Raw genomic sequence first — 21,256 nt, 5'->3', positions numbered from 1 at the left:
AATCTTGTGAGCGCCCGCGCGGGCGGTTACACAACAGGTCCGACAAAGGGCCGTGAGGGCCAAGGGACAGGGGAAGCTGATGAAATTCTCGATCGAGCGCGCCGTTCTGGTCAAGGCCGTGTCGCAGGCGCAATCCGTCGTCGAGCGGCGCAACACGATCCCGATTCTGGCCAATGTGCTGATCGAGGCGAAGGATGGCGGCGTCAGCTTCCGCGCGACCGATCTGGACACCGAGGTCGTGGACCGCGCGGCCGCACTGGTCGAACGCCCCGGCGCCACCACCGTCAGCGCCGTGATGCTGAACGAAATCGCACGCAAGCTGCCCGATGGCGCGCTGGTGCAGATCAGCAGCGATGATGCCTCGGGGCGGCTGGCGGTGCAGGCCGGACGGTCCAGCTTTAGCCTGGCGACGCTGCCGCGCGAGGATTTCCCGGTGATGGCCACCTCGGAATACAGCGCCAATTTCAAGGCGCAGGCAGGCGTGCTCAAGCGGCTGTTCGACAAGTCTAAATTCGCCATCTCGACCGAAGAGACGCGCTATTATCTGAACGGGGTCTATCTGCATGTGGCGCAGGGCGGCGACGGTCCGTTGCTGCGCTGCGTGGCGACCGACGGCCACCGGCTGGCCCGCATCGACGCCCCCCTGCCCATCGGCGCCGAGGAGATGCCCGGCGTGATCGTGCCGCGCAAGACCGTGGCCGAGCTGCGCAAGCTGCTGGACGAGGATGATGCCGAGATCGCCGTTTCGGTCAGCGAGACCAAGGTGCGCTTTGCCACATCCGAGATCACGCTGACCTCGAAGGTGATCGACGGCACCTTCCCCGATTACAGCCGCGTCATCCCGCAGGGCAACACCCGCAAGCTGGAGGTGGACGCCGCCGATTTTGCCCGTGCCGTGGACCGGGTGGCGACCGTCAGCAGCGAACGCAGTCGTGCAGTCAAGCTGTCGCTGGATCAGGACCGGCTGGTCCTGTCGGTGAACGCCCCCGATGCAGGCGCCGCCGAGGAAGAGCTGATCGTGGCCTATGCCGACGAGCCGCTGGAGATCGGCTTCAACGCCAAATACCTGCAGGAAATCGCGGGTCAGGTCGACCGGGACAATGCCGTCTTCATGTTCAACGGCTCGGGCGATGCCGCCCTGATCCGCGAAGGCAACGACGACAGCGCCGTCTATGTCGTCATGCCCATGCGCGTGTGACGCCTGCGGGCTTGCCCCCGACTGCACCCCCGTCCGGGCCCTTCCTGACCCGCCTGTCGCTGGCGCAGTTCCGGTCCTGGCCGCGGCTGGATCTGGCGACGGACCGCAGGCCCCTGGCGATCTTTGGCCCGAACGGGTCGGGCAAGACCAATATCCTTGAGGCGGTCTCGATGCTGGCGCCGGGCCGGGGCCTGCGCGCCGCACCCGCGCCCGAACAGGCGCGCCAGGGGCGCGATGCGGGCTGGCGCATCCGGGCCACGCTTGGCGATCATGCGGTCGAGACGCAGGCCCCGCCCGGCCAGACCCGCAGCGTCAGCATCGACGACAAAACCGTGCCACAGACCCGGCTGGCGCGGCTGGTCCGCGTGATCTGGCTGGTGCCCGCGATGGACCGGCTGTGGTCGGACACCCCCGAGGCGCGGCGCCGCTTTCTGGACCGCGTGACGCTGAGCCTTGTGCCCGATCACGCCGATCTGGTGCTGGCCTATGACAAGGCGATGCGCGAGCGGAACCGCCTGCTGCGCGATCAGGTGGCCGATCCCGGCTGGTATCGCGCGCTGGAGGCGCAGATGGCCGAGGCGGGGGCCGCGCTGACCCGCAACCGCCTGTCGGCGCTCGCGGCGATCATGGCGGCGCAGGATGCCGAGACCGGATTTCCCGCCGCGCGGCTGGTGCTGCTGCCCGGCGAGGGGCAGGCCGATGACCCGGACGCGGCCAGCATCGCCGCCCGGCTGGCCGCGATGCGCCCCCGCGATCTGGCCGCAGGCCGCACGCTGAGCGGCCCGCATCGCGCCGATCTGGGCGCGCATTGGGGGCCGCAGGACATGCCCGCCGCCCTGTCCTCGACCGGCGAGCAAAAGGCGCTGCTGCTGTCGCTGATGCTGGCCAATGCCCGCGCGCTGACCGATCAGCCGGTGCTGCTGCTGCTGGACGAGGTCGCGGCCCATCTGGACGCGGACCGGCGCGCGATGCTCTATGACCTGATCTGTGCCCTGCCGGCGCAAAGCCTGCTGACCGGCACCGGGCCGGAATTGTTCGAGGCGCTTGGCCCCCGCGCCCGGCGCCTGTCGGTGACCAAGGATGACGGCGCATCGACCGTGGCGGAGGATGAGACATGACATTGGGGCTGGACGCGATATGGCTCTATGCCGGGGCGCTGGTGGCGATCTGGATGACGCCCGGCCCGGTCTGGGTGGCGATCATGGCGCGCGGGCTGTCCTCGGGCTGGGCGGGGGTCTGGCCGCTGGCTCTGGGCGTCGCGATCGGGGATCTGCTGTGGCCGCTGATCGCGATTTTCGGCCTGTCGCTGCTGGCGGGCCAGCAGGCCGAGCTGCTGTCGGTCCTGCGCTGGATCGCCGTCGTCGTCTTCATCGCCATGGGCGCGGGCCTGATCCGGCATGCCGGGCGGCCCGTCAGCACCGACGGGCGGCTGACACGGACCGGGGGCTGGGCGGGCTTTGTGGCCGGGCTGATGGCGATCACCGGCAACCCCAAGGCGGCGCTGTTCTATGTCGGCGTGCTGCCGGGCTTTTTCGACATCTCGCGCCTGACCGGCCCCGACATCGCCACGATCACGCTGATGTCGGGCGCGGTGCCCTTTGCGCTGAACCTTGCCATGGGCGGCGCGATCACGCTGGCGCGGCGGCGTCTGGCCACGCCTGCGGGGATGCGGCGGATGAATCTGGCCTCGGGCTGGCTGCTGATCGCGGTGGGGCTGGTGCTGGCCGTGGGCCAGATCATCGGCGGCTGAGAAAGCCGCGCCGAATCAGGGGACAAAACCGGAAAAAAGCCCGCCATCGCGTGACTTTGCCCGCCGCGCAGCCTATATCGGAACAGGACGAACAGGAACGCTTCACACATGACCGACACCGCATCCCAGCCTGCCGCCTATGGCGCCGATTCCATCAAGGTTCTCAAAGGTCTGGAAGCTGTCCGCAAGCGTCCCGGCATGTATATCGGGGATACCGATGACGGCTCGGGCCTGCACCACATGGTTTATGAGGTGGTCGATAACGGCATCGACGAGGCGCTTGGCGGCCATGCCGACTATGTGACCGTCATCATCCACAACGACAGCAGCGTCAGCGTGCGCGACAACGGCCGTGGCATCCCCACCGACATCCATACGGGTGAGGGCATCAGCGCGGCCGAGGTCATCATGACCCAGCTGCATTCGGGCGGCAAATTCGACCAGAACAGCTATAAGGTCTCGGGCGGGTTGCACGGGGTCGGCGTCTCGGTCGTCAACGCCCTGTCGGATTGGCTGGAGCTGCGCATCTGGCGCAATGGCAAGGAACATTACGTCCGCTTTGAACATGGCGACACGGTCAAGCCGCTGATCGTCGTGGGCGACGCGCCCGAGGGCGAGAAGGGGACCGAGGTGCGCTTTATGGCCTCGTCCAAGCTCACCGACCCCGAGGGCACGTTCAGCAATCTGGATTACAGCTTCAAGACGCTGGAAAACCGTCTGCGGGAACTGGCCTTTCTGAACAGCGGCGTGCGCATCATTCTGGAAGACCGCCGCCACGCCGAGGTGCAGAAATCGGAACTGTTCTACGAAGGCGGCGTGCGCGAATTCGTCAAATATCTGGACCGCTCCAAGACCGCCGTCATGTCCGAGCCGATTTTTATCACCGGCGAAAAGAACGGCATCACGGTCGAGGTCGCGATGTGGTGGAACGACAGCTATCACGAAACCGTCCTGCCCTTTACCAACAACATCCCGCAGCGCGACGGCGGCACCCATATGGCCGGTTTCCGTGGCGCGCTGACCCGCGTGATCGGCAAATACGCGCAGGACAGCGGCATCGCGAAAAAGGAAAAGGTCGATTTCACCGGCGACGACGCGCGTGAGGGGCTGACCTGCGTGCTGTCCGTCAAGGTGCCCGATCCAAAATTCTCCAGCCAGACCAAGGACAAGCTGGTCTCGTCCGAGGTGCGTCCGGCGGTCGAGGGGCTGGTCGGCGAAAAGCTGGCCGAGTGGTTCGAGGAAAACCGGACCGAGGCCCGCCAGATCGTCGGCAAGATCATCGAGGCCGCCTTGGCCCGCGAGGCCGCCCGCCGCGCCCGCGAACTGACGCGGCGCAAGACGGCCATGGACGTGGCATCGCTACCCGGCAAGCTGGCCGATTGTCAGGAAAAAGACCCCTCGCTGTCGGAACTGTTCATCGTCGAGGGTGACTCGGCTGGCGGGTCGGCCAAGCAGGGCCGGTCGCGGCAGAATCAGGCCGTGCTGCCCCTGCGCGGCAAGATCCTGAACGTGGAACGCGCGCGGTTCGACCGGATGCTGGGCAGCGACCAGATCGGCACGCTGATCACCGCGCTTGGCACCGGCATCGGGCGCGACGAATTCAGCCTGAAAAAGCTGCGCTACCACAAGATCGTCATCATGACCGATGCTGACGTCGACGGCGCGCATATCCGCACGCTGCTGCTGACCTTCTTCTTCCGCCAGATGCCGGACCTGATCGAGGGCGGGCATCTCTATATTGCGCAGCCGCCGCTGTACAAGGTCGGGCGCGGGCGGTCCGAGGTCTATCTCAAGAACGAGGCCGCGCTGGAGGAATACCTGATCCAGCAGGGGATCGAGGGCGCGGCCTTGCGGCTGGCCTCGGGCGAAGAGATCGTGGGCAATGATCTGGCGCGCGTGGTCGAAGAGGCGCGGCTGGCGCGGCGCATCCTTCGCGCCTATCCGACGCATTACCCGCCCCATATCACCGAACAGGCCGCGATTGCGGGCGCGCTGCTGCCGGGCCGGATCGACGCCGATGCGCAGGGTGCCGCCGATGCCGTGGCCGCACGGCTGGACCTGATCGCCGAGGAATACGAGCGTGGCTGGCAGGGCCGCCCGACGCAGGACGCGGGCATCCGCCTGACCCGCACCCTGCGCGGGGTCGAGGAAAACCGCACGCTGGACGGCCAGATGCTGCGCAGCGGCGAAAGCCGCCGCCTGTCCGACCTGACCCGTCCGCTGCAAGAGGTCTATGGCCAGTCCGCCCGCCTGATCCGCAAGGATCGCGACCAGCCGATCCACGGCCCTCTGGGGCTGCTGCAGGCGATCTTCCTTGAGGGGGAAAAGGGCCTGTCGCTGCAGCGCTACAAGGGTCTGGGCGAGATGAACCCCGAACAGCTGTGGGAAACCACGCTGGACCCCGTCGCCCGCACTATGCTGCAGGTCAGGATCGAGGATGTCGCCGAGGCCGAAGATCTGTTTACAAAGCTGATGGGTGATGTGGTCGAACCCCGGCGGGAATTCATCCAGCAGAACGCGCTGAACGTCGAGAATCTGGACACCTGACCGTCAGGCGGCGTCATTCGTTGCAGAAATCACACGTCACGGACGTCACGGGCCTTGCCGTCTGTGACCTCCGTGACGCTTTTGTTTGCGCTGCTCTGTAAACCCCTGTTAATCTGATTCATCATTTTTGTAGTTCGCCGCTCTGCGGCAAGTAGTTGGTGGGATCTATCATGAACACAAAGTCTCTTTTTGCGGCGTTTGCCGCATCGGGCGCGGTCACACTCGGATCCACGGCCGCGCTGGCCGGTGGCGCCATCACCCCCGTTATCGACGTCGCGCCGGTTCAGATGGGGACAGTCGCTCCGACCGCAGGCGGTTGGGAAGGCGGCTATGTGGGTGGCTCGCTTGGCTATTCATTCGGCGGCGATGACGAAATTGGTTTCGAGGCGCTTGAAGGTGGCACGGTGGTCGGTCGCACGGGCAATCTTGGCGATATCAAGATTTCGGGGCTGACCGCAGGCGTTCATGCCGGTTATCGCTGGCAGCGCGAGCGCTGGGTCTTTGGCCCCGAACTGGCGATCGAAGGCGGCTCGGTCGATGATGCGGCCACCTTCAACGTTGATGGTGACGCGGTGACCGTCGAAAGCAAGGTGAACCATATTATCTCGCTGGTGATGAAAACCGGCTACGCGATCGACCCGCAAACACTCGTCTTCGGCACCTTCGGCGTTTCGCGTATCGACGCCGACTATATCGGGTCGGACAATGAGGGGACCCAGAAGGTCGGCTACACCGCCAGCGGCCTGACCGCCGGTTTCGGCGTCGAGCGCAAGGTCAACGCGTCGACCTCGGTGTTCGCGGCGTATCAGTACCGCGATTTCGGCAGGACCACCATCGATTTCACAGACGAAGGCGACGCGCTTCGCACAATCGCGACGCCCGACCACAGCAACATCAAGGTCGGCGTGAACTTCAGCTTCTGATCGCACGATCGCGTCTTGTGAAGGGCCGGCTTTCGGGTCGGCCTTTTCAATGCGGCTGTGGTCCTACCTCACGTGGCTGCGCCGGGCGGACGGGCGCTGCCCCACCGGAACCGGCAGGGCCCGCGCGCCACAGGCAATTGCCAATCCCTGCGGCACAAGCGCGGTCAGTGGCGGTGCGCTGATCTCCAGCCCGCCGGTATAGGCGCCGAAGGCGGGCAGGATCAGGTGGTCGCGGCCCATCAGAAAACAGCGCCGCCGTTGCCCGGCCAGCCGCAGACAGGGGTGAAAATGCCCCGAGACATCGGGCCCCTGCCCGGCCTCGTGGCGCAATGTCAGACCGTCGCGCAGTTCCGCCTGCGACCTGCCCGGCAGGTGGCCGCAGACCGCGCCCGGATCGTGATTGCCGCTGACCCAGGACCATTGCCGCCCAAGGGCCATGGCGCGCAGCCGCTGGCAGACCTCATCAGGCAGCGCGCGGGCGGCGGCATCGTCATCGAACCCGTCGCCAAGGCTGACCACCGCCACCGGATCGGTGGCGGCAATCTCGGCCTGCAGCCGGTCCAGCGTCGCCTGCACCTCATAGGGCGGCAGCAGCGGGCCACCGCGCCGGGCCATGCGTTCGGATTTGCCCAAATGCAGATCGGCCACGATCAGCCAGCGCCGGGCGGGCCAATACAGCGCGCCCGAGGCCCGCGCCCGCAGCGCCTGCCCGTCAAATTCAAACCCGTGATCGGTCGTCACGCAAGCCCCGCCTCTGCCATCAGCGCCGCCGCCTCGGCCTCGGCCAGACGCTCGCGGCCCTGACCCGCGATGGGGACGCGCCCGACCTCCAGCAGCAGGGGCGCGGCCAGCGGCGAGACGCGGTCCAGCATCCGGTGATCGGTCCGGGCGGCGCGGTCCAGCATGTCCTCGATCCGGTCGAAATCCACAAGCCCCCGCCGCGCCTCGTCCGCGGTGATCCGCAGCATCAGGTGGCCGGGGTCGTATTTGCGCAACGTATCATACAGGATATCGCTGGAAAACGTCGCCTGCCGCCCGGATTTGCGGCTTCCCGGCAGGTTGCGCTGGATCAGCCCCGCGACTGTCGCCACATTGCGAAAGGTCCGCTTCATCACCTCGTTGCCGGCCAGCCAGTCGCCTAAACCTTCACGCAGGCCGGCGCGGTCAAGCAGGGGCGCGGGATCCGTCACCGGGTCCAGCGACCAGACCAGCAGCGCATAATCGGTGGCCAGAAAGCCCAGGGGGCCAAGCCCTGCGCCCTCCATCAGCCGCGTCATCAGCAGGCCAAGCGTCTGCAGCGCATTGCGCCCGGCAAAGCCATACAGCGCGAAATGCCAGCGCCCGCGATGGGAAAAGCTCTCGCTGACCAGCACGCCCGCACGCGGCAGGGCGCTGACACGGGCCTGCAGCGCCAGCCAGTCGCGGGTGTCCCCCGGCAGCGCGCCATGAGCGGCCGGATCGCCGATCAGCGCCTGCACCCGGTGCGACAGCTGCGTCGAGGTCGCCAGCTTCAGCCCCGAGAACACCGCGATGCGGGGTTCCCTGGCGGGCTGCCTGGTCACCTCGACCACCATCTCGCGCAGGGCGTCATAGCGCACGGTCTGCCCGCCGATCAGGAACGTGTCGCCGGGTGACAGGGTCGCGGCAAAACTCTCTTCGACCTCGCCCAAGGGGGCGCCGCCACGGCCGCGAAAGCGGACCTTCAGCATCTCGGCCTCGACGATGGTGCCGATATTCATGCGCAGATCGCGGGCCGCGCGGGGGTCGCGCAGGCGCCACAGCCCGTCGCGGCACATCAGCCGCTGCCAGCGGTCATAGGCCCGCAGCGCATAGCCGCCCGTGGCCGCGAAATCGAGGCAAGCGTCGAAATCGGCGCGGGTCAGGTCGCGATAGGGGCCTGCCTGCCGCACCTCGTGGAACAGCGTATCGGCATCGAACGGCCCGGCGCAGGCGGTCAGCAGGATATGCTGGCACAGCACGTCCAAGGGTCCGGGGCCACGCGGATCGCCGTCCAGATCGCGTTCGGCCACGGCCTGCAGGGCGGCGACGCATTCGATCACCTCGAAGCGGTTGGCGGGCACGATCCGCGCCTTTGACGGCGCGTTATAGCGGTGGTTCGCGCGCCCGATCCGCTGGACCAGCCGCTTGACGTTTTTGGGCGCGCCGACCTGAATGACCAGATCGACCGCGCCCCAGTCAATGCCCAGATCGAGGCTGCCGGTCGCCACCACCGCGCGCAACTCGCCCGCAGCCATCGCCGCCTCGACCCGCGCGCGGGCCTCTCGCGCCAGACTGCCATGGTGCAGACCGATGGGCAGGTTGTCGTCATTGGCGGCCCACAGCGCCTGAAAGAACAGCTCGGCCTGCGCGCGGGTGTTGATGAAGATGATCGTGGTGCGCGCGCCCGCCACCGCCGCCAGCACGTCGCGCACGGCATAATGCCCGCCCGCGCCCGCCCATGGCGGCGGCGCGGTGGTGGGCAGCATGGCGATGTCGGGATCGGGGCCGGGATCGGCATGGATCACCTGCGCCCCGCCCATGAAGCGGGCCAGCGCGGCGGGGTCTTCGACCGTGGCCGACAGTCCGGTGGCGATCACGCCCGGCGCCAGCGCCCGCAGCCGCGACAAAGCCAACATCAGCTGATCGCCGCGCCTGCTTTCGGCCAGCGCGTGCAGTTCATCCAGAACCACCCGGCGGACGCCGCCAAAGATCGCGGGCGCCTGCTCATAGGACAGCATCAGGGCCAGCGATTCCGGCGTGGTCAGCAGAATGTCGGGCGGATCGACGCGCTGGCGGGCGCGCTGTGCGGGGCGCGTGTCGCCGGTGCGGTCCTCGATGCGGATCGACAGCCCCAGATCCGCCACCGGGCGCGACAGGTTGCGCGCAATATCCGCCGTCAGCGCCTTCAGCGGCGAGACATAGAGCGTGTGCATCCCCTGATGCGGCGCGCGCAGATCGACGAGGCTGGGCAGGAACCCGGCCAGCGTCTTGCCGCCGCCGGTGGGGGCGATCAGCAGGCTGTCGGTCTGCGCCTCCAGCAGCTCCAGCTGGTGCGGGTGCGGCTGCCAGCCCTGCCGGGTGAACCAGTCCTGAAACTCGGGGGGCAGGGTCACGGGATCAGGTCTTTCAGCGTCTCCAGCCGGTCGGCATCAGTTGCGGGCTTGTCCCACCGGATGCGGCTGATGCGGGGAAAGCGCATGGCGACGCCGGATTTGTGGCGGGCCGAGGCGTTCAGCCCCTCGAACGCGACCTCCAGCACCAGTTTCGGCGCCACCGCGCGCACGGGGCCAAAGCGGTCCACCGTGTTCTGGCGCACAAAGCGGTCAAGCGCGCGCAATTCGTCATCGGTAAATCCGAAATAGGCCTTGCCCACCGGCACCAGCACCGCGCCATCCCACACGCCAAAGGTAAAGTCGCTGTAAAAGCCGGATCGCTTGCCATGCCCGCGCTGCGCGTAGAGCATCACCGCATCGACCACCATCGGGTCGCGCTTCCACTTGAACCACGGGCCGCGCGGGCGGCCGCCGACATAGGGGCTGTCGCGGCGCTTGATCATCACGCCTTCGATCACCGCGCTTGGCGGATCGCCGCGCAGGGCGGCCAGATCGTCCCATGTCGTGAAATCCAGCAGGGGCGAGGCGTCGATGCGGTCGTGGCCGAAATCGGCGGCCTCCAACGCGGTGCGGCGTTTGGCATGCGGCAAGCTGCGCAGATCGGCGCCCTGCCAGATCAGCAGGTCATAGACGCGCAGGCCCGCCGGGTGGCTGTCCAGCATCGCCCGCGTCACCGCCTTGCGGTTCAGCCGCTGTTGCAGATCGCCAAAGGGCGCGACATCCGCGCCGCGCCGCACCAGCAATTCGCCATCGACGGCGCCGTCGAAATTCAGCGCCTCGATCACGTCGGGAAAGGCGCCCGACACATCCTCGCCGGTGCGGGAAAACAGCCTGCGCACCCCGCCATCATTGATCGCCTGCACGCGGATGCCGTCCCATTTCCACTCGGCAGTGTAGTCGGCCGGATCGAACGCGCGCAGCTGGTCCAGATCGATCGGGGTGGACAGCATGACAGGGCGAAAGGGCGCAAGTGCCGCCTGTTCGGGGCGCGCGCCGCCCGCGATCCAGTCGAACAGCTGCTGATAGGGCGGCACCAGCCCGTGCCAGATTTCTTCGATATCCGCGACCTCGGGCGCACCCATCTGCGCCAGCGCCATCCGTGCCATCCGCGCCGACAGGCCGACGCGCATATTGCCGGTGGCCAGCTTGAGGAAAGCCAGCCGCTGCGACGGGCCAAGCTGGTCCAGCATTGCGGCAATGGCTCCGGGCAAAGCCGCGCGGCCCGTGTCGGACAACAGCGCGACGGCCTGATGCAGCGGCACGTCCTCATCACGGTCAGTTTCCCACAGCAAGGCAATCGTCTCGGCCAGATCACCGACGAAATCATAGGACAGGGCGAACAGCTGGGCATCCACCCGCTCGGCCATCAGCCCGCGCAGCAGACCCGGCGTGACGGCGCGCAGCTTCAGCCCGCCCGTCAATGCCGCCAGCGCATAGCCGCGATCAGGGTCGGGCGTGGCCTCAAGATAGTGGCGCAACAGCCGCAGCTTGGCGTTGCGCGCCGCTGTAAAGGCCAGCCGTTCCAGCAGATGCGCGAAACCTCTCATTCCGGTTCGTCCTCGTAGCCGACCAGCCGCAAGGGGCGCGAGGGGATGCCCTGCAATTCGCACCAGCGCATCAGACCCTCTTCGGTGCCATGGGTGATCCAGACCTCGGACGGGGCCAGCTCAAGGATCGTCTGCGTGACCTGCGGCCAGTCCACATGGTCGCTGATGACCAGCGGCAGCTCGACCCCGCGCTGGCGCGCCCGCGCCCGCACCGCCATCCAGCCCGAGGCAAAGCCGATCACCGGGTCGCGGAACCGCTGCACCCAGGGGCTGGCAAAGGCCGAAGGCGGGGCGATGACCAGCTGCGCGCTGACATCCTCGGCGGTGGCCGGGACAAGCAGGCCAAGATCAATCCCCTGTTCCACGTGGAACTGGCACAGGCGTTGCAGCGCGCCGTGGATGGCGATGGGGCCGTCGATGCCTGCCTGACGGGCCAGCGCAATCACCCGCTGCGCCTTGCCAAGCGCATAGGCGCCGATCAGATGCGGGCGTTCGGGAAATTCGGCCATGCTGGCGCGCAGGCGGGCCATCTCGGCCAGCGGGTCGGGGTGGCGGAAGACGGGCAGGCCAAAGGTCGCCTCGGTCATGAAGATGTCGCAGGGGACGGGTTCGTAAGACGCGCAGACCGGGTTGGGGGCGCGGCAATAGTCGCCCGACACGACGATTTTCGGCCCCCGGTCGGGCATCACCGCGATCTGGGCGGACCCCAGAATATGCCCTGCGGGATGAAAGCTGACCGATACATCGCCGATGCGCACAACCCCCGCCGCCACCTGCCGCGCGCCGGTGAAATCCTCGCCATAGCGGATCGCCATGATCTCCAGCGTTTCGCGGGTGGCCAGCACGGCGCCATGGCCCGCGCGGGCATGGTCGCCATGGGCATGGGTGATCAGCGCGCGGGGAACCGGGCGGATCGGGTCAATGAAGAAATCGCCGGGCGGGCAGTAAAGCCCGGCCTCGGTCGGGTGCAGGATCTGATCGGCGCGCATGTCTCGAAGATGGCGAACATTTCGGGAATATCAACGCGACAAAGGCGCAGACGTTCCGCTCAGCTTGGCGGAGGTCGCCGCACCGGCGGCGCCTTGGACAGCTGCACCATCAGAATGCCCGCCATGATGATGCCGACGCCCAGCACATCGCCCGCGCCAAGCGCCTCATTCAGCAGCAGGGCGGCGGTGGTCACGCCGAAAAAGGGCGTCAGGAAATGAAAGGTCGCCGCCTTGACCGCGCCGATGCGGCCCACCAGCAGAAACCAGACCCATGTGGCCAGCAGCCCCGGCACGATCACGGTATAGAGGAAGGCGCCCACCAGACGCGGCGACCAGTTGACCTGCCAGCTATCCACAAACGGCGCGATCATCCCCAGCGTGACGGCGCCGACCAGCATCTGCAGGCCCACGATCATCATCACATTGCCGCCCGAACTGGCGCCGCGCACCGTCAGCGTCGCCACCGCCAGCGCCAGCGCCGCCGCGAAACACATCACGATGCCGGTCACATCGCTGCCACCACCCAGCCGCGCGCCCATGATGATCGCCACGCCCAGCACGCCCAGACCCAGCCCGGTGACGCCCATGGGCCGCAGCCGTTCGCCCATCAGCGCCCAGCCCAACGCGCCCACCATCAAGGGCATCGTGGCCGCGATGATCGAGGCCAACCCGGCCTCGATCCACTGCATCGCCACCCAGTTCAACCCCAGATAGAGGGCGTTCTGGCACAGGCCCAGCACCACCACCGCCCGCCATTGCGTGCGCGTCAGGTGCCGCCATGTCTGCCCCATCGCCCATGCGATCAGCACGCCGATGGCGCCCGACAGCGCAAAGCGCAGCGACAGCGCGGTCAGGGGCGGCGCCTCGGTCACGATCATCCGCGTCGAGGTGAAAGCCGACGCCCACATGACCGCAAAGCCAAGACCCATCAGGATCGCGCGAATATCCATGGTCCCGGCCCTTCTTGCAGAGGATGCAACAACGGCTAGCAGAGCCTCACCAGCGCGTGAAGAGGCAAAGAAAAAGGGCCGCGCCCGTGGGCACGACCCTTGCAGCCAGTGCAAGCCTGTCAGATCAGCTGTTGACGCTGTCTTTCAGCGCCTTGGCGATCGTGACCTTGACCTGCTTGTCGGCGGGTTTGGTCATCATTTCCTGGGTCTGCGGGTTGCGGACCTGACGCTCGGGACGGGCGCGGCAAGCGATCTTGCCGATGCCGGGCAGGGTCACGGCACCGCCACCTGCGACTTCGCGCGTCACGACGGCCACCAGCGCGTCCAGCGCGGTCGCAGCCGATTTCTTGTCCGAACCCATTTCCTCGGCCAAGGTCGCCACGAGCTGGGTCTTGGTCATCGGTTTTGCAGAAGCCGTAGCCATATGTCTGTCTCCTCTTGCCCTGTTCGACCGGGCCACAATTAGCGCCTTTTGCGGCATATCGCCTGCTACACACGGTTTTGACGGGCAGATCAAGCCTTTTTCGCCCGACGCGCGAAAACCTGCGTTTGCTGGCGTTTCGCCGTTGCGTCAGAGAAACGCCGTCTCACTGAATGAGCGCAATTTGCGTGAATGAATACGCTCCAGCGGCATGTCGCGCAGTTTCTCCATCGCGCGGATGCCGATCAGCAGATGGTTGGCGACCTGCGTGCGGTAGAAGTCGGTGGCCATGCCGGGCAGCTTCAGCTCGCCATGCAGCGGCTTGTCGCTGACGCAGAGCAGCGTGCCGTAAGGCACCCGGAACCGGAAGCCGTTGGCCGCGATCGTGGCGCTTTCCATGTCCAGCGCGACGGCCCGCGACAGCGACAGGCGATGCACCGGGCCGGACTGGTCGCGCAACTCCCAGTTGCGGTTGTCGATGGTGGCCACGGTGCCGGTGCGCATGATGCGCTTCAGCTCGTATCCCTCAAGCTGGGTGACCTCGGCCACAGCCTCTTGCAGGGCCACCTGCACCTCGGCCAGCGCGGGGATCGGCACCCAGACCGGCAGGTCGTCATCCAGCACGTGATCCTCGCGCAGATAGGCATGGGCCAGCACGAAATCGCCAAGGCTCTGGCTGTTTCTCAGCCCGGCGCAATGGCCGACCATCAGCCAGGCATGGGGGCGCAGCACCGCGATATGGTCGGTCGCGGTCTTGGCGTTGGACGGACCCACGCCGATATTGACCAGCGTGATCCCCTGCCCGTTCGCCCGTTTCAGGTGATAGGCGGGCATTTGCGGCATCTTGGGCAGCACCGCGACGGGTGCCTCGGGGTCAGTGATATGCTGATTGCCGGGGGCGACGAAACCTGTGTAGCCAAGCGCGGGATCGGCCAGCGCGCGGCGGGCATAGGCCTCGAATTCGTCGACATAGAACTGATAGTTGGTGAACAGCACGAAGTTCTGGAAATGCTCGGCGGCAGTGGCGGTGTAATGGGCCAGCCGCGCCAGCGAATAGTCGATGCGCTGCGCGGTAAAGGCCGCCAGATGCTGGCTGCCATCGGGCATGGCGCCGGCAACGCCGTTGACGATGTCGTCATTGACGGTGTTCAGGTCGGGCACGTCGAACACATCGCGCAGGCTGAAATCCAGCACGCCCTCTTGCGGGACGGCCAGATCGCTTTGCGCGGCGACGGCGAAATGCACCGGCATCGGCGTGTCGCTGACCCCGATCGTGACCGGCACGCCGTGGTTGCGGATCAGCAGGCCCAGCTGCTCGGCCAGATAGCTGCCGAACAGATCGGGCCGGGTGATCGTCGCGGCATAGCTGCCCGGCCCCACCACATGACCAAAGGACAGGCGCGAGTCGATCTTGGTATGCGTCGGCACGGTCAGCCGCACCTCGGGGTAGAAGGCACGATAGCGGGCCTTGGGCGCCTCGCCCTCCAGCGTCGTGATGAAATTCGACAGCAGAAAGCCCGTCGCCTGCCCATACAGCTCTTGCAGCCGGGCCACGGCGGCGTGCGGGTCGGTGAACGGCTCGCGCGACGGGGTTTCGGGGCTTTCCACAGGCAGGAAACGAGAGGTCGATGTCATGCGGTCTGGTCCTTCTTGCGTGTGCTGAACGTGACAGCAGGACGTGCGACAGGCAAGCGTCTGGCGCAGGGCGGCGGTCACGGTTACCTTGCCGTCATGGAGATGCTTATTTTCGGACATGGCTATTCGGCCGGATACCTGACCCCCCTGCTGACGGCACGGGGCTGGCGCGTCACGGGCACGACCCGCAGTGACACCGGCCGCGTCGCGGCGGCGGGCGCGCAGCCCTTGCTGTGGCCGGGCGACAAGGACGCGCTGCGGGCGGCGCTGGCGCGCGCCGATGCGGTGCTGGTATCCGCCGCGCCCGGCGATCACGGCGATCCGGTGCTGGCCGATTTCGCGCCCGATCTGGCGCAGGCGCGGCTGCGCTGGCTGGGCTATCTGTCCACCACAGGCGTCTATGGCGACCGCGCCGGGGGCTGGGTCGATGAGGACAGCGTGCTGGACGGGTCCGGCCCGCGTGGCCGCGCCCGCATCCGGGCCGAGGGTGACTGGTGCGCGCTGGCCCGCGCGCATGACCTGCCGCTGCATATCTTCCGCCTTGCCGGGATCTATGGCCCCGGTCGCGGCCCGTTCGCAAAGATCCGCAGCGGCTCTGCCCGCCGCATCGCCAAGCCCGGTCAGGTGTTTTCGCGCATCCATGTCGAGGATATTGCGCAGGTTCTGCTGGCTTCGATCCACGCGCCCGCGCCGATCGGCATCTATAACCTCTGCGATGACGACCCCGCCCCGCCGCAGGACGTGATTGCCCACGCCGCGCAGTTGCTGGGCCTGCCGGTCCCGCCCGAGATCCCCTTTGATCAGGCGGCGCCGCAGATGTCGCCCATGGCGCGGTCGTTCTATGCCGACAGCAAGCGGGTGCGCAACGACCGCATCAAGCGCGATCTGGGCGTGCGCCTGCGCTATCCCGATTACCGCAGCGGGCTGGCCGCGACCCTGGCCGCCGAAAGCACCCCCCTGCCCCCTGATGAGGCCCAAGATGAGGCCCGTGATGAAGGCTGAGCCGATGAAGAACGATGTCGATGTCCTGATCGCCGGGGGCGGGCTGAACGGCCCCGCCCTTGCGCTGGCGCTGGCGGGCGCCGGTCTGTCGGTGGCCGTGGTCGATCCGCGCGCGGCCGATCTGCGCGCGGGCGACGCGTTTGACGGGCGGGCCTATGCGCTGGCGGTGGCCTCGACCCGGCTGCTGTCGGCGCTGGGGCTGTGGCAGGATCTGGCGCCGCATGCGCAGCCGATCCGGCAGGTCAAGGCCGCGCAGGGCCTGCCCGGAGAGGGCGCCGCCGCCCTGTTCCTGCATTTCGACAGCGCCGAGACCGAGGAAGGCCCGGTCGGCCATCTGCTGGAAGAGCGTTTCCTCTATCGCGCCCTGCTGGCGGGGATGGAGGCGGCGGCAGTGACCCATCTGCCCGGCGTGGCGGTGACCGGGCAGTCCCCTGACGCCAGCGGGGTGACGGTCGGTCTGTCGGACGGGCGTCAGATGCGGGCCCGGCTGCTGGTGGGGGCGGACGGGCGCGGCTCGGGCGTGGCCCTCCGTGCGGGGATCACGCGGCGGGGCTGGGATTACGGCCAGACCGCGCTGGTCGCCGCCATCGACCACGAACACCCGCATGAGGGCATTGCGCATCAGTATTTCATGGCGACCGGGCCGCTGGCGATCCTGCCCTTGCCCGGCAACCGTTCCAGCATCGTCTGGTCCGAGACGCGGGCAAATGCGCAGGCCATCGCAGCGCTGGACGATGCGGCGTTTCTGGATGTGCTGCGCCCCCGCGTGGGTGATTTTCTGGGCGCGCTGGCGCTGGCCGGGCCGCGCTTTTCCTATCCGCTGTCGCTGTCGCTGGCCGAGCGCTATGCCGCGCCGCGTGTGGCGCTGGTGGGTGATGCCGCGCATGGGGTGCACCCGATCGCCGGTCAGGGTCTCAATCTGGGGCTGCGCGATGTCGCGGCGCTGGCCGAGGTGCTGGTGGGCGCCGCACGCCGGGGCGAGGATATCGGCACCGATCTGGTGCTGGAGCGGTATCAGGGCTGGCGCCGCTTTGACGCAACCGCACTGGCGCTGGGGATGGATGGGGTGAACCGGCTGTTTGGCACCGACAATCCGCTGGTCTCGGGGCTGCGGGGCCTCGGCATGGGGATCGTGACGGCGATCCCGGCGCTGCGGCGGGGGTTCATGCGGCAGGCGGCGGGGCTGTCGGTCGATCCGATGCCGCGTCTGCTGGCGGGGCGACCGCTCTAGCCACGGGGCGCTGATTGGGGCATGAGGCCGGGGCAGCAGACGGGGTGCCCGATGAGCGATGAACTTGCCCGCTTTCTGACCACGCTGGACACCGAGATCCGCGAGCGTGCGGACTGGGGCCGCGTGGCCGACTATATTCCCGAACTGGCAGGCGTGGACCCGGCGCAGTTCGGCATCGCCGTGGCGCTGCCCGACGGGCAGGTGCTGACAGCCGGTCAGGCGGATCAGCGGTTCTCGGTCCAGTCGGTCAGCAAGGTGTTTTCGCTGGCCTGCGTGCTGGGGCGCATCGGCGAACAGCTTTGGCTGCGTGTCGGGCGCGAGCCGTCGGGCGACCGCTTTGATTCGATCCTGCTGCTGGAGCAGGAAAAGGGCCGCCCCCGGAACCCGTTTATCAATGCGGGCGCGCTGGTGGTGACGGATGAGTTGCTGACCAACCGCACGCCCCAGCAGGCCCTGTCCGAGGTTCTGGGCTTTGTCCGCACCGCCGCCGAAGACGATGACATCCATATCGACAAGGCCGTGGCCCGGTCCGAGGCCGAGACCGGGCATCGCAATGCGGCGCTGGCGCATTACCTGCTGAGCTTTGGCAATCTGCGCAATACGCCCGATTTCGTCACCGGCACCTATTTTCACCAATGCGCCATCGAGATGAGCTGCGTCCAGCTGGCCCGCGCCGGTCGTGCGCTGGCCAGCCTGTCCTGCGCGCCCCGCCTGCTGTCGCCGCAAAAGATCCGGCGGATCAATGCGCTGATGATGACCTGCGGGCAGTATGACGGATCGGGCAACTTTGCCTTTCGCGTCGGCATGCCCGCCAAATCCGGGGTTGGTGGCGGGTTGCTGGCGATTGCGCCGGGCCGGGCGTCGGTCGCGATCTGGTCTCCGGGGCTGGACGGGTGGGGCAATTCGCAGATGGGAACCTATGCCGCCGAAAAGCTGGCCGAGTTCACCGGCTGGTCGGTCTTTGGCTGAGAGGGCGTAAGGGGGGCTGACTGCCCCCCTCTTGGCCTGCGGCCAATTCACCCCCCGTGGATATTTCGGGACCAAAGCAGGATCAGGCGGCTGTTCCGGCGGCTTGGGTCAGGTCGGCCTGCAGCTCGGCCAATGCGGCAGGGGCGCGGTCGGGGGGCAGGCGCAGGATCAGGCTGGGATGCCAGGTGATGAGGACCGGGCCGCCGTCCTGGGCGGGTTCGATGGTGCCGCGGCGCGGGGTCAGGGGCTGGCGGTTGCCGGTCAGCGCGAAGGCCGCCGTCGCGCCGAGCGCAAGGGTCAGGCGGGGGCGGATCAGGCGGCGTTCGAGGTTCAGCCACCAGCGGCACTGTTCGATATGGCCGCCATCCGGGCTTTGGTGCATCCGGCGCTTGCCGCGCGGGGCAAAGCGGAAATGTTTGACAGCATTGGTCAGCCATGTGTGGTCGGGGTCCAGCCCTGCCTGCGTCATGGACTGACGCAGTAGCTGGCCCGCCGGGCCGACAAAGGGGCGGGCTGCGAGATCCTCGTGATCGCCCGGCGCCTCGCCGACGATCATCAGCGCCGCCTGCGGATCGCCCTGCCCCCAGACGGTCTGGGTGGCGGCGTGGCAGAGTTCGCAGCGGGTGCAGCGGGCGGCCTGTGCTTCGGCCTGAGGCAGGGTTTCGGGCGGGCTGTCATCGGGGTGCTGGCGCAGGCGGGCGGTGATTTTGGGGGCAAAGGCCGGGGCCTCGGACGCGCCCGCCGCGCGCATGGTTTGCACGCGGCGGGGGGCGTCGGCCAGCATTTCGGGAATCAGGCGGGTTTCGGGCAGGTTTTTCCAGTATTTCAGCGGCATTTCCGAGCGCATGGCGTTGGTCTTGATGCGGGCCGGGTTGAAGATATTGGCGAAATAGGTCTGCCACAGGGTATGGCTGGCATCGGCGGGCAGGTCGGGGCGCGGGGCCGGTCCGTCATAGGTGATGGTGCTGCCGGTGAAGCGGGCGGTGCCCTCGGGCGTCGCGATCAGCCAGTCCATGTCGGCGAAGCGTTTGGCGAAGAAGGGCGTTCCGGCCTCCAGGATCAGGTGTTCGGGTTCGAACCAGGCGCCAAAGCTGCGGCGGGGGCTGTCCGGGGGCAGCTCGTGAAAGCGGACGAAGGCGTGCATCTTGTGGATGTCGCGGCGCACCGACTTGGCCATCCGGGTCAGCCGGTCCAGCATCGGATCGGCGGGGTTGGTCAGAAAGCGGCGGTCGGTCTGCGCCCGGATCAGGGCGGCATAGAGCAAGGGCCAGCGTTCGGGGTCGGAATGGCTGGCGACCTGACGGGCCAGTTGCAGAAAATCCTGCGTGGCGGTGACCGGATGGGGGCCGGGCGGTGGCAGGGGGCCGGTGCCAAAGAGGTCGTCCGGCGTGTCGGGATCGGCCCATGCGACCGCCTCGGGTGGGATGCGGGCGCTGGCAAGATCGCGCGCCACCGCCCGCCATGCGTCAAAGCGGCCGAAATGCGGCAGCGGGGCGCGGATCATCAGAACAGGCTCAGCTGCTCGGGCGCGGGGGCATAGCGGGCGCGCAGTCCAGCGCTGTCGGTCAGCGCGCCGGGGCGCCAGTCGGGCAGGGACACGAAGGGCTGCGCCTTGGACATGATCGCCCCCATCCGCAGCAGATCAGCGTAGCGCAGCGGCCCGTTGCGCCGCGCGGCCAGAATGCGCGCCACGGTCTTGGTGCCGAAACCCGGCACGCGCAGCAGCATCTCGCGCGGGGCGCGCGCCACATCGACCGGGAATTGCGCGCGGTTGGCCAGCGCCCATGCCAGCTTGGGGTCGATGGCCAGATCCAGATTGCCCGAGGGGTGAGCGGCGCTGATTTCCCCGGCCTCGAAGCCGTAAAAGCGCATCAGCCAGTCGGCCTGATACAGCCGGTGTTCCCGGATCAGGGGCGGCTTGATCAGCGGCAGCACGGCCGAGGCATCGGGGATCGGCGAAAAGGCCGAATAATAGACCCGCTTGAGGTGATAGCCGGAATAGAGATTGGCCGAGGTTTTCAGGATGTCGCAATCGGTGGCCGCATCGGCGCCCACGATCATCTGCGTGGACTGACCGGCAGGCGCAAAGCGGGGCGGGCGCTTGCCGGAATGGCTGCGATCTTTCGCGGCCTCGCGGCCCAAGCGCACATCGGCCATGGTGGCGCGGATCGTCTCGGGTCGCTTTTCGGGGGCCAGATGGCGCAGGCTGGCATCCTGCGGCAGCTCTACGTTCACTGACAGGCGGTCGGCGTGCAGCCCCGCCTCGGCCACCAGTTCGGGGGCGGCGTCGGGGATGGTTTTCAGGTGGATATAGCCCTTGAAGCCGTGATCCATGCGCAGCATCCGGGCGATGCGGACCATGTCGCCCATGGTCTGATCGGGGCTGCGGATGATCCCCGAGGACAGAAACAGCCCCTCGATCATATTGCGGCGATAGAATTCCAGCGTCAGGTTCACCACCTCTTCGGGCGAGAACCGGGCGCGTTCGACATTGCTGCTGACGCGGTTGATGCAATAGGCGCAGTCATAGATGCAGAAATTCGTCATCAGGATTTTCAGCAGGCTGATGCAGCGCCCGTCCGGCGTATAGGCGTGGCAGATGCCGCTGCCCCCGGCGGACCCGATGCCGCCATTGCGCGAATCGCGCCGGGTCGTGCCGCTGGACGCGCAGGAGGCGTCGTATTTCGCCGCGTCCGACAGGATCGCCAGTTTCTGGTCAAGGGTGCGCTGTGCCATGAACGCAGCATATGTTCCCATTATGTTCCGCGCAATGCGACATATGTGAAACAAAGCGGGCGGAACCGTCACAGTGGCGCGATCATTGGGGGCGCGCCGATCCGGCAGTCGTGATGTGCAAGATTTCCAAAGAAGGATAAGAATGGCGCCATGAACATCAGATCACTCGCTCTTGCGCCCGTCCTCGCCCTCGCCATGGCCTTTCCGGCACTGGCCGAGAGAATTTCCCTCAACGAGATTTCGCG

At 67.5% G+C, this 21,256-nt stretch carries 17 protein-coding genes; 8 read left to right on the top strand and 9 right to left on the bottom strand.

The window, feature by feature from the left end:
- Positions 1-79 precede the first annotated feature (79 nt).
- The 5 genes from dnaN to ACK41U_RS08410 all read left to right on the top strand — a co-directional run bounded on the left by dnaN (position 80) and on the right by ACK41U_RS08410 (position 6,418).
- Positions 80-1,198, top strand: coding sequence for a DNA polymerase III subunit beta (gene dnaN / locus ACK41U_RS08430; RefSeq protein ID WP_409678327.1), 1,119 nt, complete (start codon positions 80-82; stop codon positions 1,196-1,198).
- 11 nt (positions 1,199-1,209) lie between these two features.
- Entirely contained in the window at positions 1,210-2,316 is a 1,107-nt protein-coding gene (gene recF / locus ACK41U_RS08425; RefSeq protein WP_409678324.1) for a DNA replication/repair protein RecF, read from the top strand.
- Positions 2,313-2,948, top strand: coding sequence for a LysE family translocator (locus tag ACK41U_RS08420; RefSeq protein WP_409678321.1), 636 nt, complete (start codon positions 2,313-2,315; stop codon positions 2,946-2,948). Before recF ends, ACK41U_RS08420 begins: the two co-directional genes overlap by 4 nt.
- A gap of 108 nt (positions 2,949-3,056) precedes the next feature.
- Complete coding sequence (gene gyrB, locus ACK41U_RS08415; protein ID WP_409678318.1) at positions 3,057-5,495, top strand: DNA topoisomerase (ATP-hydrolyzing) subunit B; 2,439 nt, start codon at positions 3,057-3,059, stop codon at positions 5,493-5,495.
- Between the two features lie 170 nt (positions 5,496-5,665).
- On the top strand, positions 5,666-6,418 hold the full coding sequence (locus ACK41U_RS08410) for an outer membrane protein (RefSeq protein WP_409678315.1): 753 nt from the start codon (positions 5,666-5,668) through the stop codon (positions 6,416-6,418).
- Positions 6,419-6,481: 63 nt separating this feature from the next.
- Here ACK41U_RS08410 and pdeM read toward each other — a convergent pair whose 3' ends face one another.
- The 7 genes from pdeM to ACK41U_RS08375 form a co-directional block, all read right to left on the bottom strand.
- On the bottom strand, positions 6,482-7,159 hold the full coding sequence (gene pdeM, locus ACK41U_RS08405; RefSeq protein WP_409678312.1) for a ligase-associated DNA damage response endonuclease PdeM: 678 nt from the start codon (positions 7,157-7,159) through the stop codon (positions 6,482-6,484).
- A complete protein-coding gene (locus tag ACK41U_RS08400) occupies positions 7,156-9,531 on the bottom strand; it encodes a ligase-associated DNA damage response DEXH box helicase (RefSeq protein ID WP_409678309.1) in 2,376 nt (791 codons plus the stop codon). The genes pdeM and ACK41U_RS08400 overlap by 4 nt, the downstream gene beginning before the upstream one ends.
- Positions 9,528-11,078, bottom strand: coding sequence for a cisplatin damage response ATP-dependent DNA ligase (locus ACK41U_RS08395; protein WP_409678306.1), 1,551 nt, complete (start codon positions 11,076-11,078; stop codon positions 9,528-9,530). Before ACK41U_RS08395 ends, ACK41U_RS08400 begins: the two co-directional genes overlap by 4 nt.
- A complete protein-coding gene (locus ACK41U_RS08390; protein WP_409678303.1) occupies positions 11,075-12,067 on the bottom strand; it encodes a ligase-associated DNA damage response exonuclease in 993 nt (330 codons plus the stop codon). Before ACK41U_RS08390 ends, ACK41U_RS08395 begins: the two co-directional genes overlap by 4 nt.
- 59 nt (positions 12,068-12,126) lie before the next feature.
- Positions 12,127-13,017, bottom strand: a complete 891-nt coding sequence (locus ACK41U_RS08385) for a DMT family transporter (protein ID WP_409678301.1) — start codon at positions 13,015-13,017, stop codon at positions 12,127-12,129.
- 124 nt (positions 13,018-13,141) lie between these two features.
- Complete coding sequence (locus ACK41U_RS08380) at positions 13,142-13,441, bottom strand: HU family DNA-binding protein (RefSeq protein ID WP_409678298.1); 300 nt, start codon at positions 13,439-13,441, stop codon at positions 13,142-13,144.
- A gap of 147 nt (positions 13,442-13,588) precedes the next feature.
- Complete coding sequence (locus ACK41U_RS08375) at positions 13,589-15,073, bottom strand: AMP nucleosidase (RefSeq protein ID WP_409678295.1); 1,485 nt, start codon at positions 15,071-15,073, stop codon at positions 13,589-13,591.
- Between the two features lie 96 nt (positions 15,074-15,169).
- Here ACK41U_RS08375 and ACK41U_RS08370 point away from each other — a divergent pair, with 96 nt between their 5' ends.
- Genes ACK41U_RS08370 through ACK41U_RS08360 form a run of 3 tightly spaced genes read left to right on the top strand, consistent with a single transcriptional unit; the run spans position 15,170 to position 18,275 of the window.
- Complete coding sequence (locus tag ACK41U_RS08370; RefSeq protein ID WP_409678457.1) at positions 15,170-16,075, top strand: SDR family oxidoreductase; 906 nt, start codon at positions 15,170-15,172, stop codon at positions 16,073-16,075.
- A 4-nt stretch (positions 16,076-16,079) separates the two neighbouring features.
- Entirely contained in the window at positions 16,080-17,306 is a 1,227-nt protein-coding gene (locus tag ACK41U_RS08365) for a UbiH/UbiF/VisC/COQ6 family ubiquinone biosynthesis hydroxylase (RefSeq protein ID WP_409678455.1), read from the top strand.
- Between the two features lie 51 nt (positions 17,307-17,357).
- Complete coding sequence (locus ACK41U_RS08360; RefSeq protein ID WP_409678291.1) at positions 17,358-18,275, top strand: glutaminase; 918 nt, start codon at positions 17,358-17,360, stop codon at positions 18,273-18,275.
- 82 nt (positions 18,276-18,357) lie between these two features.
- Here ACK41U_RS08360 and ACK41U_RS08355 read toward each other — a convergent pair whose 3' ends face one another.
- Both ACK41U_RS08355 and ACK41U_RS08350 read right to left on the bottom strand, forming a co-directional pair.
- A complete protein-coding gene (locus ACK41U_RS08355) occupies positions 18,358-19,779 on the bottom strand; it encodes a UdgX family uracil-DNA binding protein (RefSeq protein WP_409678287.1) in 1,422 nt (473 codons plus the stop codon).
- Complete coding sequence (locus ACK41U_RS08350; RefSeq protein ID WP_409678285.1) at positions 19,779-21,011, bottom strand: putative DNA modification/repair radical SAM protein; 1,233 nt, start codon at positions 21,009-21,011, stop codon at positions 19,779-19,781. Before ACK41U_RS08350 ends, ACK41U_RS08355 begins: the two co-directional genes overlap by 1 nt.
- Positions 21,012-21,256 lie beyond the last annotated feature (245 nt).

This window comes from Paracoccus sp. (in: a-proteobacteria), from assembly GCF_046289755.1.
GTDB lineage: Bacteria > Pseudomonadota > Alphaproteobacteria > Rhodobacterales > Rhodobacteraceae > Paracoccus.
This window is presented reverse-complemented; position numbering and strand designations above follow the sequence as displayed.

Excerpts from the sequence above, each read along its gene's own strand:
- dnaN (WP_409678327.1), top strand. The coding sequence starts at position 80 with ATGAAATTCTCGATCGAGCGCGCCGTTCTGGTCAAGGCCGTGTCGCAG.
- ACK41U_RS08420 (WP_409678321.1), top strand. The coding sequence starts at position 2,313 with ATGACATTGGGGCTGGACGCGATATGGCTCTATGCCGGGGCGCTGGTG.
- gyrB (WP_409678318.1), top strand. The coding sequence starts at position 3,057 with ATGACCGACACCGCATCCCAGCCTGCCGCCTATGGCGCCGATTCCATC.
- ACK41U_RS08410 (WP_409678315.1), top strand. The coding sequence starts at position 5,666 with ATGAACACAAAGTCTCTTTTTGCGGCGTTTGCCGCATCGGGCGCGGTC.
- ACK41U_RS08395 (WP_409678306.1), bottom strand. The coding sequence starts at position 11,078 with ATGAGAGGTTTCGCGCATCTGCTGGAACGGCTGGCCTTTACAGCGGCG.
- ACK41U_RS08390 (WP_409678303.1), bottom strand. The coding sequence starts at position 12,067 with ATGCGCGCCGATCAGATCCTGCACCCGACCGAGGCCGGGCTTTACTGC.
- ACK41U_RS08385 (WP_409678301.1), bottom strand. The coding sequence starts at position 13,017 with ATGGATATTCGCGCGATCCTGATGGGTCTTGGCTTTGCGGTCATGTGG.
- ACK41U_RS08380 (WP_409678298.1), bottom strand. The coding sequence starts at position 13,441 with ATGGCTACGGCTTCTGCAAAACCGATGACCAAGACCCAGCTCGTGGCG.
- ACK41U_RS08375 (WP_409678295.1), bottom strand. The coding sequence starts at position 15,073 with ATGACATCGACCTCTCGTTTCCTGCCTGTGGAAAGCCCCGAAACCCCG.
- ACK41U_RS08370 (WP_409678457.1), top strand. The coding sequence starts at position 15,170 with ATGGAGATGCTTATTTTCGGACATGGCTATTCGGCCGGATACCTGACC.
- ACK41U_RS08365 (WP_409678455.1), top strand. The coding sequence starts at position 16,080 with ATGAAGAACGATGTCGATGTCCTGATCGCCGGGGGCGGGCTGAACGGC.
- ACK41U_RS08360 (WP_409678291.1), top strand. The coding sequence starts at position 17,358 with ATGAGCGATGAACTTGCCCGCTTTCTGACCACGCTGGACACCGAGATC.
- ACK41U_RS08355 (WP_409678287.1), bottom strand. The coding sequence starts at position 19,779 with ATGATCCGCGCCCCGCTGCCGCATTTCGGCCGCTTTGACGCATGGCGG.
- ACK41U_RS08350 (WP_409678285.1), bottom strand. The coding sequence starts at position 21,011 with ATGGCACAGCGCACCCTTGACCAGAAACTGGCGATCCTGTCGGACGCG.